The following is a 13386-nucleotide window of genomic DNA, read 5'->3' as shown; positions in this document are numbered from 1 at the left end:
CGAGGAGAGAACGATGAAGAAGCTCATGTCCTGCGCCGGCGCCGTCGGCGTCGCAGCGCTCGTGCTCAGCGGCTGTGAGGGTTCCGGAGGGGACACCGAGGTCGCAGCCGACTGCACGCCGGCAGCAGAGTTCGAGACCATCACGGACGGGACGCTCACCGTGTCCGTTCCCGAACTGCCGCCGTTCACGCAGTACGAGGACGGCGAGCCCGTGGGCGCCGACATCGACTACGTCGCGGCGTTCGCGGAGGCGAACTGCAAGTCGGTGAACTGGATGCAGACCCAGTACGCCGGAGCGATCCCGGCTGTGACAGAGGACCGGGCGGATATGGCGACCGGCGCGTTCTATCGCACCGAGGAGCGCGACGCCGTCGTGGGACTCGGGGATCCGGTCTACGTCGACACGATGGCATCGATCTCAGCAGACGGGGTCACGAGCATCGCCGACATGGAGGAGATGAACGTCGGCAGCGTCGACGGGTACCTCTGGGTGACGGACATGAACGAGGTGCTGGGGGACAGCTTCACGATCTACCCGTCGGCGGTCGAGATGCAGGCGGACCTGGACGCCGGTCGCATCGACGTCGGACTCGACAGCTTCGGATCTGCAGGCGAACGGCTCAAGGACGACGACGAGTACACCGTGGAGACGGTGGAGTCGGATGACCGGGTCGCCGCGTCGGTGGAGCCCGCACAGATCACCTTCCCGCACACCCAGGACAACGATGCGATGACGGAGGCCCTCAACGAGTGGGTCGCGACCGCGCACGAGGACGGAACGATCGCCGAGGTCCTCGAGTCCCACGGCCTCCCAGCGGAATCGGCGGATACGGGCGAACCCCGCCTCATCGGCTGATCGACCGCTCCATGCACCGAGGGACGGAGGAGGCCCAGTGATCGAACTGCCGGAAGAGCGCTTCCCGGGGCGCGATGCGAAGGTGACGGTCCGGCACCTGGCGAAGTCGTTCGGCGACAACGTCGTCCTCGAGGACATCGACATGACAGTCCTCGAGGGCACGGTGACCGCGATGATCGGACCGTCAGGGGCGGGGAAGTCGACGGTGCTCAGGTGCCTGAACCTGCTGGAGCGGCCCGATTCCGGGACGATCGACATCAGCGGACACCGCATCGACGCGGAGTCGAGGTTCACCAATCGCCAGCTCTACGCCCTGCGGCGCGAGGCCGGGATGGTCTTCCAGCACTTCAACCTCTTCCCGCACATGTCGGTGATGCGGAATGTGACCCTGCCCCAGCAGCGCATCCTCGGTCGGTCCAAGGCGGAAGCGGAGCAGAAGTCGCACGAGCTGCTGACGCGCATGGGCTTGGGGGACAAGGGCAGCCAGTATCCGAATCGGTGTTCGGGCGGCCAGCAGCAGCGGATCGCGATCGCCCGGGCGCTGGCTCTCGAACCCACTGTGATGCTGTTCGATGAGCCCACCTCGTCGCTCGACCCCGAAGTCGGCGTCGAAGTGCTCGAGGTGATGCACGAACTGGCGAACGAAGGCATGACGATGATCGTCGTGACGCACGAGATGGGCTTCGCCCGCACGGTGTCGGACGACCTCGTCGTCATGGCCGACGGGCGGATCATCGAGCAGGGGGAGCCGAAGCGGATCATGGAGGACCCGAGTCACCCGCGCACGCAGGACTTCCTGCGCGCGGTCCTGCAGAGGTGACGCCGATGCTGCAGGCAGTCCTCTCAGGCATTCCACTCACCCTCGGGGTGACGTTCGTCGCCCTGGTCATCGGCACCGCAGTGTCGATGCCTCTGCTGGCGGGCACTCTGTCGAAGCACCGCATCCCGTGGCTGATCTCCAGGGGCGTCATCGACCTGCTGCGCGGCGTGCCGATCGTCGTGTGGCTGTTCATCTTCTACTACGGCGTGACGATCGGTCCGACGAAGCTGTCCCCGTTCGGTGCGGCTGTGCTGGGACTGGGCCTGGTGTCCGGCGCCTACCTCGCCGAGATCTTCCGCGGCGCAGTGTCGTCGGTCGCCGCCGGCCAGTACGAGGCGGGACGCGCGCTCGGGTTCACGAACGTGGACCTCTGGCGCGCGGTCATCGCACCGCAGGCGTGGCGCGTCGCGATCCCCGGGTACACGACCTATGGGATCGGACTGCTGAAGGACTCGTCGATCGCGTCGACGATCGGAGTCGCTGAGATGGTGTTCGCGTCCGGCAACTACGCGCGCACGTCCGGAGAGGGCATCACGGTCTTCATGGTGGCGGCCGCGGTCTACATCCTCGTCAGCGTTCCCGTGGGGCTGCTGTCGCGGATGGCGGATGAACGACTCAGCAGGACGGTGGCGCAATGACCTTCTTCACCGACGCCGTGCAGTTCCTGCCCGCGCTGCTGGGCGGGCTGCGTGTCAGCCTCGCACTCACCGGGCTGTCGCTGCTCTTCGGGCTTCCGCTCGCGACGCTGCTGTCCTTCGGGACCCGTTCGGCGAACAAGCCCGTGCGCTGGGTGTCGATCGCGTTCGTCGAGGTCGGACGCGGTGCTCCGGCCCTCGTCATGCTGCAGTTCATGTACTTCGGACTGCCGACGGCAGGTCTCACCCTCTCTGCCCTCGCATCCGCGACGCTCGCCCTCACGTGGACGACGGCCGCATACTGCGCGGAGTACCTGCGCGGGGGCCTGTCGGCCGTCCCCCGGGGAGAGGTCGAGGGGTCCATGGCCCTGGGCATGACGCGGTGGGACACCCTGCGCTACATCGTGATCCCACAGGGGTGGCGGATCGCCCTGCCGTCGCTCATGGGATTCGCCGTCATCCTCTTCCAGATGACGTCGCTGGCCTACACCGTCGCTGTGCCGGAGCTCATGAGCCAGGCGTACACGAACGCGACGATGAGCTTCAAGTACATGACGCTCTTCGTGCTGGCAGGATCGATCTACGCGAGCATCTCCATTCCCGCCACCTGGCTGTCCGTGCTCGTGGAGAAGCGCTTGGCCCGGCACCTCTGATCAGCTGGGCCGGTGCTCCAGCATCGTCTCCTCGAGCAGTGCGGTGGCGAGAGGCGTGTAGTCGGTGTCCTGGTCGTACCACTCGTCGAATTCGGCGAACCCGCCGGTCTCCTCGTAGCCCATCTCGTCGACCGTCGAGGTCCAGTGCTCCCGTGATGCGTCGAGGCGCTCCACGATGTCGTCGCCGATGATGCCGGACTCCGCGACCTCGTCGCGCGTGAGCTCTGCGAACGAGCGGACCTCGTCCTGGAGGTCGGACGATGCCTCCTCGATGTCGACACCCGTCTCATCCGCGATCGTGATCGCATCGACCTTGCTGCCGATCCCAGCCTCCAGGCTGCCCTGGTAGTAGTGGTCGAACGCGTCGAAGAGGATCTGCTGGTAGGCCAGCGGAAGCTGCTCGACGCCCGATCCGGTGAGGATCGCGCCGGAGACCCGGGGGAAGCTCGTCTCCGTCGGATATCCCAGAGTGGGCGCGACCTCGAAGAATCCGCCCTGGACGACGTCGGACAGAACGGCGAGCGTGCAGTCGATGGTTCCGCGCTGCAGGGCCTCGTAGGCCTCGACCCCGGCGATCGACACGGGGGTGCCGCCCACGTGATCGACCATGTCGTTCGCCGCGGGTGATCCCACGCGCACCTGCAGGCCCTGCCAGTCGTCCAGACCCGGTGCGGGTTCGGTGCAGATCGAGTAGTAGTTGCTCGACGCCATCACCGGCACGAAGGGGGTCAGCCCGTTGTCCTCGTACTCCTGAAGGATCTCCGGTGTCTTCCAGGCGACGTCTGCCGCAACGGTGTTCACGATCATCTCACCGAGCATGGGAGAGGACGGATCGCCGCCCAGCAGGTCGTTGAGCGCGTTGAACGCGGGAAAGCGTGCCGGATCGTACGAGGGAAGCGTGAAGGCCATGTCGACGCGCCCGTCGGCGAGGGCGTCGTGGACCTCGTCGTAGGCGGCGATCGACTGATTCCAGGCGAGATCGACGGTGATCTTCCCTCCGGACCGCTCTTCGACGGCCTCCTTGAAATCGGTCCCCAGCGACGCCTGCGGCGACTCCATCGACGTCGCCGGGATCTGATAGTTGATCGTCACAGGTTCGAGGTCCGCGATGGCGGCGTCGATCTCCTCCTGTGCGGCTCCGTACGCATAGCCGTCGCCGGCATCGTCCGAAGAGCCTCCGGCGCCGGCGCTGCCGGCGCACGCGGAGAGGGCCATGCTGAGTGCCGCGACGGCGGCGGTGGCGGTGACGGCTCGTGACCGCGGGGACGGTGGCAGAAGTGCCCTTCTCATGTGTTCACCTTTGAATCAATGCGGAAAGGACGAAGCCCGCCAGAAAAGTGAAGCGAACCTCAATTGTGAGTGTAGCAAAGGGCCCGACCGGATTGACCATCGGGGACATCACGCCCTAATCTGCAGGTGAGAGGCACGCACGCGCGTCAGCAGAGCCGCGACGAGAACGCTGTGGCGGCCGGAGCAAGAGGGGCTCGATACCGTGACATCGCAATCCGCCGCGCAGGAAACCACGCGGTCGCAGCAGTCTTCGCAGGCGGCGGACGATCCGCTGCTCGACGTGGACCTCCGCGCAACCTTCCAGGAGCAGTTCGAGACTCTCGCCGCCTCGCGCGGTGAGGTCGTGGCGCTCGTCGACGCGGCTGGTTCCGTCACCTTCGCAGAGCTGGAGACCCGGACGAACCAGCTCGCTCGACTCTTCCGGGAGCGTGGGGTGGGGTTCGGGGACTTCGTCCTCATGTCCTCGCCGATCGGCTCACTCATGATGAGCGCGGCGATCGCGGCGTGGAAGATTGGCGCCGTTCCCATGCCGGTCTCCGACAGGCTCGTGCAGAGTGAGCTCGACGCGATCATCGAGGTGGGGCGTCCCGCACTGGCCCTCGACACGACCGAACGGTCCCTGTCAGTGCCCCGGGTCACGGATCTGAGCGCGGCTGACGGGTTCTCCGCAGAGCCGCTGCCGGCCGTGGTCTCGCCCCAGCTCAAGTCACCGACGTCCGGCGGCAGCACGGGCAGGCCGAAGCTCATCGTCTCCGGTGCAGCCGGGGATCCGGCGGCGATCGCGCTGTCCGGCAGAGTGATGGGTGTGCCGGAGAAGGGCGTCTGCCTCGTCACTGCGGCGGTCTATCACAACGCCGCGTTCAGCAGCGCGCTGGCCGCCCTCACGCTGGGGAACACGACAGTGCTGATGGAGCGCTTCGACCCGGAGGCGACGCTGGAGAAGATCGAGACCCACCGTGCCACCTGGGTCTATGCGGTGCCGGCGATGATGCAGCGCATCTGGAGGCTGCCCGACGACGTGAAGTTCGGCTATGACCTGTCATCCGTCGAGACCTTCTTCCACGTCGCGGCCCCATGCCCGCAGTGGCTCAAGCGCGCGTGGATCGAGTGGCTGGGGGCAGACGTGGTCTACGAGCTGTACGGGCCCACCGAGGGGCAGGCGGCGACTGCCCTCACAGGCGCGGAATGGCTCGACCACCCGGGCTCCGTCGGCACGCCCAAGGTGGGGGAGGTGAGCATCCGCGACGACGAGGGCCGCCCGCTGCCGGTCGGGGAGACCGGCGAGGTCTGGCTGCGGAGAGGCGCCGGTGAGCCGCCCTCGTACTTCTACCTCGGAGCAGAGGCCGAAGCGGCAGAGGGCCAGTGGGAGACGGTGGGCGACATCGGACGGCTGGACGAGGACGGCTATCTCTACCTCACGGACCGGCGGTCGGACATGCTGCTGGTGGGAGGTGTGAACGTCTACCCGGCGGAAGTGGAGGCGGTGAGTGACATGCACCCCGAGGTCCTCGCCTCCTGCTGCGTGGGGACCCCGGATGAGGACCTGGGCTCCGTGCCCGCACTCATCATCGAGACCGCCGATGGCGAGGTCCCCGGCGATTTCGACCGGTTCCTCACGGAGCATCTGTCGAAGGTGAAGAGACCGCGCCGCATCGTCGGCACGACACGACCGCTGCGCGACGCGGCGGGCAAGATCCGCAAGCGCGAGATCCGGAGTGAGATCCTCGAGCAGGCGGAGTAGGGCGGGCGGGAGTCCGCCGCGTTCGGGCGGTCACCCCTCGACCCCCGCGCAGAACCGGTCTAGCGTGGAAGGGTGAGCACCCACGATGAAGTCTTCTCACCCCTCGATACGCAGCGCGGTACGGACGCGGGCGCGCCTGACATCACCACCCTGGGCGGGCTCCGCGCCGCCGGCTGCGGATCCCGCTCGTTGCGCGTGGAGATCCGGGCCAATCTGCTGGCGAAGCTCGCTGACGGTGAAGACCCGTGGCCGGGCCTCCACGGGTTCGGGGCCACAGTGCTGCCCCAGGTGGAGCGTGCACTCATCGCGGGCCACGACATCGTCCTCCTGGGCGAGCGGGGACAGGGCAAGTCCCGGCTCCTGCGCGCGCTGACCCACCTGCTCGACGAGTGGTCGCCCGCGATCGCGGGCACCGACCTCTGTGAGGACCCGTTCGTGCCGATCACGTCGGCCGCCCGCAGCCGAGCCGCGGCGGAGGGCGACGACCTGCCCATCGTGTGGCGGCACCGGTCGGAGCGGTTCGTCGAGAAGCTCGCCACACCGGACACCTCCGTCGCAGACGTGATCGGTGATGTCGATCCGATGAAGGTCGCCGAGGGCCGCAGCCTGGGCGACCCGGAGACGATCCACTTCGGCCTGGTGCCTCGCGCACACCGCGGCATCGTCGCGATCAACGAGCTGCCCGACCTGGCCGAACGCATCCAGGTCGCGCTGCTGACCGTCATGGAGGAGCGTGATGTGCAGATCCGCGGCTACGTGCTGCGCCTGCCGCTGGACGTGCTCGTCGTCGCCTCAGCGAACCCGGAGGACTACACGAACCGGGGCCGGATCATCACACCGCTCAAGGACCGGTTCGGTGCGGAGATCCGCACCCACTACCCGGCCGACCTCGCCGGTGAGGTCGCCATCATCCGGCAGGAGGCCGTCCTCGCCGCCCAGGTGCCCGACCACCTCCTCGAGATCATCGCCCGGTTCGCCAGAGGACTGCGGGAGTCCCCCGCGATCGATCAGTCCTCCGGGGTGTCCGCACGGTTCGCGATCGCCGCCGCAGAGACCGTCGCGGCAGCCGCGCGTCACCGGGCCGCCGTCCGCGGGGTCAGGGGAGCTGTGGCCGAGGCCGTGGCCCGGCCCGTCGACCTCGGCACCGTGGTCGACGTGCTGCGCGGCAAGGTGGAGTTCGAACCCGGCGAGGAGGGCCGGGAGCGGGACATCCTCGACTACGGGCTCCGGATCGCCACGGCCGAGACAGCGCGCGAACGGCTCGCCGGCGTCGACCTCAGGCCCCTCGTCGCCGCCTTCGACGGCGACCTCACCCTCATGACGGGGGAGCGGGTCACCGCGGAGGAGGTCCTCGACGAGCTGCCGGACCTCGCAGAGCCTCAGCTCTACGAGACCATCGCGACACGGCTCGACGCGACGACGCCGGGGCAGCGCGCCGCGGCGATCGAGCTGGCGCTCGAAGGGCTCTACCTGTCGCGGAAGCTGTCGAAGGAGACGGGGGAGGGGCAGTCGGTCTATGGCTGAGGACCGGAGGGCTCGGTACGGCCGCTTCACCGGCGGTCCGGACCCCCTTGCGCCGCCCGTCGACCTGTCGGAGGCGCTGGCGTCGATGTCCGACGACGTCATGGCCGGCTACGGACCGGACCAGGCCCTGCGGGAGTACCTGCGACGAGGAGGCGCTGACACGCGCGGACTCGACGACCTCGCCGGCGATGTCCAGCGCGTCCGCCGCTCACTGCTGGAGCGTCACAGCCTGGGCGGGACGATCGACCAGGTGAAGAAGCTGCTCGACGAGGCGGTGCTGGCGGAGAGGGGGCAGCTCGCGCGGGATATCACGATGGACCCCACGGACCGGACCTTCCGGGAGATGCAGATCGAGAACCTGCCGGATTCTCCCGCCGCCGCCGTGTCCGAGCTGCGCGGCTACGACTGGCAGTCGGCCGAGGCGCAGCAGTCCTTCGAGCAGATCGAGGACCTGCTGGGTCGCGACGCGCTCGACGCACGCTTCCAGGGGATGAAGCAGGCGCTCGAGAACGCGACGGACGAGGACCGCGCCCGTGTCGCGGACATGCTCCGCGACCTGGGCGACCTGCTGGAGAAGCGCGAGCGCGGCGAGGACACGGAGGAGGACTTCGCGCGGTTCATGGACGCCCACGGCGACCTCCTCCCGGAGAGCCCCTCGACCCTCGACGAACTCGTCGACATGCTGGCACGTCGTTCCGCCGCGGCCGCGCGGATGCTGGAATCCATGACGGAGGAGCAGCGCGCGGAGATCGCGCAGCTGTCCCAGCAGGCATTCGGCTCACCGGACCTGCAGGAGCAGCTGGACCGCGTGGATGCGGGACTGCGCTCACTGCGCCCCGACCTCGACTGGACCGGCGCGGAGGAGTTCGCAGGCGACGAGGGCCTGGGGCTGGGTGAGGGAGCCCGCGCACTCGAGGACCTCGCGGAGCTGGACCGCCTCGCCCACCAGCTGAGTCAGTCGTACCCCGGCTCCTCACTGTCGGACGTCGACGTCGACGCGCTGGAGCGCCAGCTGGGAGGCGACGCGTCCGTCGATGTGCGGAAGCTGCAGGAGATCGAGGAGCGGATGCAGGAGTCGGACTACCTGCGGCGCAGTGCCGACGGCGATCTGCGGCTGTCGCCGGCAGCGCTGAAGCGCCTGGGCAAGACGCTGCTGCGCGATGCGGCGACGCGGCTGTCCGGCCGGTCGGGCCAGCGTGATGCGCGCCTGACCGGGATCGCGGGGGAGCAGACCGGCTCCACGCGGGAATGGGAGTTCGGAGACACGGAGCCCTGGGATGTCGCCCGCACCGTCGGCAACGCGATCGTGCGGACGGCCGCCGACGGCGGGGACCCGGCCCGCGGAGTGCGGATCAGTGTCGACGACGTCGAGGTGCAGGAGACGGAGGCGCGCACGCGCGCAGCCGTCGTGCTGCTGGTCGACGTGTCGTTCTCCATGGCGATGGACGGGTGGTGGCTCCCGATGAAGCGCACCGCGCTCGCCCTCCACCACCTGGTGCGCACACGGTTCCGCGGTGACGACCTCACCCTCATCACGTTCGGCAGGATCGCCCGGACGACCGACCTCGACTCACTCGTGGGTCTGTCCGCGGAGTACGACCCGGGCACGAACCTGCACCACGGCCTCCTGCTGGCAGAGGACTTCTTCCGGAAGCACCCCACGGCGCAGCCGGTCATGCTCATCGTCACGGACGGGGAGCCGACCGCGTACCTCACACCCAGCGGAGAGGGCGTCTTCTCCTACCCGCCCGATTCCGCGACGATCCACCGGACGATCGAGCAGTTGGACCGCGTGGGCCGGCAGGGTGCGCAGACGACGTTCTTCCGGCTCGGCGACGACCGGGGCCTCGCGCGCTTCGTCGATGCGATGGCTCGTCGGGTGCGGGGCACCGTCGTCGCGCCGTCGGCGGATGACCTGGGCTCCGCCGTCGTGGGGGAGTTCATGCGCTCGCGCAGGCGCGGGAGCGCATGAACGCGGGTCATCCTTCGGGAGGAGAGGGCTTCGCCTCGATCGTCGGGTCCTCGCCGGCACGGTGCGCGATGCGGCCGCCGGCGAGCACCATGGACACCTGCCTCTCGGAGAGACGATGCGTGAGCGCGATCTCCTCGCCGTTCAGCTGGGCGGGCACCCGCACGGACGATTCCAGGACTGCGCGCAGTCCGGTGAAGCGCAGCACGTCGTCCTGCGAGATCCGGTCCGCGTCCGCCGGGTCCTCGAATTCGAGGGGGAGCACTCCGAAGTTCGCGAGGTTCTGCCAGTGGATGCGGGCGAAGGACTTCGCGACCACCACCCGCAGCCCCAGGTAGCGCGGCGCGATGACCGCATGCTCGCGCGAAGACCCCTGACCGTAGTTGTCGCCGCCGACGATCGCGTGGCCGCCGTGGGACTCCGCGGCGCGGGTGGGGTAGGTGTCGTCGACCTGGAGGTAGACGAAGTCCGCCATCCGGGGGATGTTGCTGCGGAAGGGGAGGACGCGTGAGCCCGCGGGCATGATCTCGTCGGTCGAGACGTTGTCGCCGACCGTGAGCATGACCGGCAGCTCCATGTCATCGGGCAGCGGGTCGAATTCGGGCAGGGACTTCACGTTCTCGCCCTTGACCAGCTCGACGTCCCGCGCTTCGCGCTCGCCCAGCGGTGGCAGGAGCATGCGCGTGTTGACGCTGTACGTGTCCGGAAGCCTGGGCCGCGGGCAGCGCATGTCGAGGTCGCGCGGATCGGTGATCGTCCCGGTGAGCGCTGCGGCCGCGGCCGTCTCCGGGGAACACAGCCAGACGGAGTCCTCGTCGGTGCCCGAACGCCCGGGGAAGTTGCGCGGCATCGTGCGGAGGCTGTTGCGCCCGACAGCGGGTGCCTGGCCCATCCCGATGCATCCCATGCACCCGGACTGGTGGATGCGAGCGCCGGAGCGGATGAGATCGAACGTCCACCCGCCCTTCGTGAGGTCCTCGAGGATCTCACGCGAGGACGGATTGATGTCCAGGGATACCCGATCGTGCGGCTGGCGACCGCGCAGGATCTCAGCGACGACCGCGAAGTCGCGCAGGCCGGGGTTCGCGGATGATCCGACGACCACCTGGAAGACCTCTTCGCCGGCGGCCTCACGCACCGGGACGACGTTCCCCGGCGACGACGGCTTCGCGATGAGCGGTTCGAGGGTGGAGAGGTCGATGTGCTCCTGCACGTCGTACGCGGCACCGGGATCCGCGACCACCTTCGTGTACTCGTGACCCCGCCCCACGGCCGTGAGGAAGTCACGAGCAGCGCGATCGGCGGGGAAGACGCTGGTCGTGGCACCCAGTTCGGCGCCCATGTTCGCGATCACGTGGCGGTCCATCGCCGAAAGCTGCTGCAGCCCCTCACCGTGGTACTCGATGATCCGGCCCGCGCCGCCGTTGACCCCGTGGCGGCGCAGCATCTCGAGGATGACGTCCTTGGCGGACACCCAGTCCGGGAGGGTTCCGGTCAGTTCGACGCCCCACACTTCGGGCATGGCGACGTAGAGCGGATCGCCGGCCATGACCATGGCGATCTCCAGCCCGCCCACTCCCATCGCCAGCATGCCCAGTGCGCCGGCCGCGCACGTGTGGGAATCGGAGCCGATCATCGTGGCTCCGGGCCTGCCGAAGCGGGCCTGGTGGACCGGGTGGGACACCCCGTTGCCGGCGCGGGAGAACCACAGCCCGTAGCGCTGGGCCGCGGACTGGAGGAACATGTGGTCCTCGGGGTTCTTCTCGTCCGTCTGCAGCAGGTTGTGGTCGACGTACTGCACGGAGAGCTCCGTGCGGATGCGGTCGAGTCCCAGTGCCTCGAGTTCGAGCATCACCATGGTGCCGGTGGCATCCTGGGTGAGGGTCTGATCGATCGCCAGCCCGATCTCATGTCCGGGCTCCGGCGTTCCCTCGATGAGGTGCGAGTGGATGAGCTTCTCTGCGACGTTCTGCGGCATCGTGCCTCTCCCGTCCGTCAGTCTGTCCGCGGCTGCGGGGTATGACGTGTCCTTTCCAGGCTAGCCCCCAGCCAGCGTCTTGAACAGGGCCCCCTGCTGGTGAGGAGCCGGGGGGCGCCGGTTCAGAACCCTCCGAGCATCGCCTTCTGCAGTGTCGACAGCCCCACGGACCCCAGTGCCAGCGCCTGCGAGTGGAAGTCACGCAGCGAGAAGCCCCGGCCCGCTGACTCCTCGCGCATCTGCACAGCCTCCCGCACGTCCTGCCAGATCCGCTGACCGACCGAGTACGAGGGGGCCTGCCCGGGCCATCCCAGGTAGCGGGTGAGCTCGAACTCGAGGAAGCTGCGCTCCATCGCGACATTGGCGGTGAGGAACTCCCAGGCCTTCTGCTTGTCCCACACGCCGCCGCCCAGCGATTCGGGTGCCTGCTTGCGGCAGTGCACGCCGATGTCCAGGCAGACGCGTGCGGCGCGCAGGCGCTGGGAATCGAGCATGCCGAAGCGGTCGCCCGGATCGGAGAGGAAGCCGAGCTCGTCCATGAGGCGCTCCGCGTAGAGGGCCCAGCCCTCTCCGTGGCCGGACACCCAGACGCCCTGCTTCCGCCACGAGTTGAGGATGTCGTCCTGCATGACCGCGGCGCCGAACTGGAGGTGGTGGCCGGGAACGCCCTCGTGGTAGACCGTCGTCTTCTCCTGCCACGTGGAGAACGTGTCCACACCCGTCGGCACCGACCACCACATGCGGCCGGGACGCGAGAAGTCCGAGGTGGGCGGCGTGTAGTAGATGCCGCCCGTGCCGTCGGGCAGCACCATGCACTCGATCGTCCGGACGGGGTCACTGATGTCGAAGTGGGTGCCGGCCATCGCCGCCGTGGCGTCATCCGCAGTGGACTGCATCCACTCCCGCAGGGCGTCGAGCCCGTGCAGCCGCCGTTCAGGATCCGCGTCCAGGAGCTCCATCGTCTGCCGCACGGAGGCGCCGGGGTACAGCGATTCTGCGATCTCCCGCTGCTCTGCATCGATGGAGGCGAGCAGTTCCAGGCCCCACTCGTACGTCTCATCGAGATCGATCTCCGCACCCAGGAACATCCGGGAGTGCAGCGCATACTCCTCGCGGCCGACGGCGTCCTCCTCGGGCGCCTCGGGCAGCAGCTGCTCCTGCAGGAACTCCGCGAATCGACCGCTCGCGGTGCGCGCGGTCCCCGCTGCGTCCTCGAGCTCCCTTCGCAGCCCCGCGGAGACGGTGTCCCCCGCCGTGGCGACGAAGCGATCGAAGTGGCCTGCGGCCTCGGCGGCGGAGCGAGCCTGCCCGATGACTGCGGCGACCTGGGTGCGAGCGGCGATCCGTCCGTTCGCCCGTGCCTCCAGCAGGGATTCTCGGTGGCCGGCGAGTGCCTGGGCCACCGCGCGCAGTCGGGCGGCGTTCGCCTCCCAGTCCGCTTCCGAGGCCGTCGGCACCAGATCGAAGAACTCGCGGACCGTCTGGAAGGGGGAGGTGAGGACGTTGAGATCGGACAGGCCGGCACCCAGTGCGTGCAGCTCCTGCTCGAGCCCCAGCCGTTCCCGCAGTGCATCGGCGGTCACCGCGTCGACGTCGTCGAAGGTGCCGGCCGCACGGGACTCCGCCTCTGCGTCCGCGAGCGCAGCGATCGTGCGCGTGTTCAACGCGTCCTGGGCGGCGAGGCCGCCGGGGGAGAAGTCATCGAGCTCATCGTCGCGACCCGGCGCCCCCACTTCGATCCGCAGCGACGGGGAGAGGTCGAGCATGCCCTGGAAATGCTGCTCTGCGACTGCGTCGACAGGGGTCGGGACACGGGACGGTGACTGCGTCGTCGATTCGCTCATGGATCCAGACTACGGGGACGTTCGCGCGCTTCTCCCCGGCCCACGGTGGAGCGAACGCGTGACGGGGCGGCGGATC

10 protein-coding genes are annotated in these 13386 nt (G+C 68.8%); 7 read left to right on the top strand and 3 right to left on the bottom strand.

Annotation, left to right across the window (positions count from 1 at the left end; genetic code table 11):
- The first annotated feature begins 13 nt into the window (after window positions 1-13).
- Genes BJEO58_RS10160 through BJEO58_RS10145 form a run of 4 tightly spaced genes read left to right on the top strand, consistent with a single transcriptional unit; the run spans window position 14 to window position 2964 of the window.
- Window positions 14-856 (top strand): substrate-binding periplasmic protein, encoded by an 843-nt coding sequence (locus BJEO58_RS10160; RefSeq protein ID WP_101589358.1) that lies wholly within the window; start codon window positions 14-16, stop codon window positions 854-856.
- 37 nt (window positions 857-893) lie between these two features.
- Complete coding sequence (locus BJEO58_RS10155) at window positions 894-1676, top strand: amino acid ABC transporter ATP-binding protein (RefSeq protein WP_281284827.1); 783 nt, start codon at window positions 894-896, stop codon at window positions 1674-1676.
- Between the two features lie 5 nt (window positions 1677-1681).
- A complete protein-coding gene (locus BJEO58_RS10150) occupies window positions 1682-2314 on the top strand; it encodes an amino acid ABC transporter permease (RefSeq protein WP_101589357.1) in 633 nt (210 codons plus the stop codon).
- Window positions 2311-2964, top strand: coding sequence for an amino acid ABC transporter permease (locus BJEO58_RS10145; protein ID WP_101589356.1), 654 nt, complete (start codon window positions 2311-2313; stop codon window positions 2962-2964). Before BJEO58_RS10150 ends, BJEO58_RS10145 begins: the two co-directional genes overlap by 4 nt.
- Here BJEO58_RS10145 and BJEO58_RS10140 read toward each other — a convergent pair whose 3' ends face one another.
- The gene (locus BJEO58_RS10140) at window positions 2965-4254 is read right to left on the bottom strand and encodes a type 2 periplasmic-binding domain-containing protein (protein ID WP_101589355.1); all 1290 of its coding nucleotides are present in this window, start codon (window positions 4252-4254) and stop codon (window positions 2965-2967) included.
- Between the two features lie 202 nt (window positions 4255-4456).
- Between BJEO58_RS10140 and BJEO58_RS10135 the strand changes: the two genes are divergently transcribed.
- From BJEO58_RS10135 to BJEO58_RS10125, 3 genes are all read left to right on the top strand, one after another.
- Window positions 4457-5995, top strand: coding sequence for an AMP-binding protein (locus tag BJEO58_RS10135; RefSeq protein WP_180951909.1), 1539 nt, complete (start codon window positions 4457-4459; stop codon window positions 5993-5995).
- A gap of 141 nt (window positions 5996-6136) precedes the next feature.
- Entirely contained in the window at window positions 6137-7519 is a 1383-nt protein-coding gene (locus tag BJEO58_RS10130; RefSeq protein WP_101589424.1) for a sigma 54-interacting transcriptional regulator, read from the top strand.
- Window positions 7512-9491, top strand: a complete 1980-nt coding sequence (locus tag BJEO58_RS10125) for a vWA domain-containing protein (protein WP_101589353.1) — start codon at window positions 7512-7514, stop codon at window positions 9489-9491. Before BJEO58_RS10130 ends, BJEO58_RS10125 begins: the two co-directional genes overlap by 8 nt.
- Before the next feature lie 7 nt (window positions 9492-9498).
- On the opposite strand, the gene BJEO58_RS10120 is transcribed toward BJEO58_RS10125, so the two are convergent.
- Together BJEO58_RS10120 and BJEO58_RS10115 are read right to left on the bottom strand one after the other, a co-directional pair.
- Window positions 9499-11466, bottom strand: coding sequence for an aconitate hydratase (locus tag BJEO58_RS10120; RefSeq protein WP_101589352.1), 1968 nt, complete (start codon window positions 11464-11466; stop codon window positions 9499-9501).
- A gap of 122 nt (window positions 11467-11588) precedes the next feature.
- Window positions 11589-13310, bottom strand: a complete 1722-nt coding sequence (locus BJEO58_RS10115; RefSeq protein WP_101589351.1) for a DUF885 domain-containing protein — start codon at window positions 13308-13310, stop codon at window positions 11589-11591.
- Window positions 13311-13386: the final 76 nt, after the last annotated feature.

The organism is Brevibacterium jeotgali (assembly GCF_900169175.1).
GTDB classification, from domain to species: domain Bacteria; phylum Actinomycetota; class Actinomycetes; order Actinomycetales; family Brevibacteriaceae; genus Brevibacterium; species Brevibacterium jeotgali.
This window is presented reverse-complemented; position numbering and strand designations above follow the sequence as displayed.

Excerpts from the sequence above, each read along its gene's own strand:
- BJEO58_RS10145 (WP_101589356.1), top strand. The coding sequence starts at position 2,311 with ATGACCTTCTTCACCGACGCCGTGCAGTTCCTGCCCGCGCTGCTGGGC.
- BJEO58_RS10115 (WP_101589351.1), bottom strand. The coding sequence starts at position 13,310 with ATGAGCGAATCGACGACGCAGTCACCGTCCCGTGTCCCGACCCCTGTC.
- BJEO58_RS10120 (WP_101589352.1), bottom strand. The coding sequence starts at position 11,466 with ATGCCGCAGAACGTCGCAGAGAAGCTCATCCACTCGCACCTCATCGAG.
- BJEO58_RS10125 (WP_101589353.1), top strand. The coding sequence starts at position 7,512 with ATGGCTGAGGACCGGAGGGCTCGGTACGGCCGCTTCACCGGCGGTCCG.
- BJEO58_RS10150 (WP_101589357.1), top strand. The coding sequence starts at position 1,682 with ATGCTGCAGGCAGTCCTCTCAGGCATTCCACTCACCCTCGGGGTGACG.
- BJEO58_RS10160 (WP_101589358.1), top strand. The coding sequence starts at position 14 with ATGAAGAAGCTCATGTCCTGCGCCGGCGCCGTCGGCGTCGCAGCGCTC.
- BJEO58_RS10140 (WP_101589355.1), bottom strand. The coding sequence starts at position 4,254 with ATGAGAAGGGCACTTCTGCCACCGTCCCCGCGGTCACGAGCCGTCACC.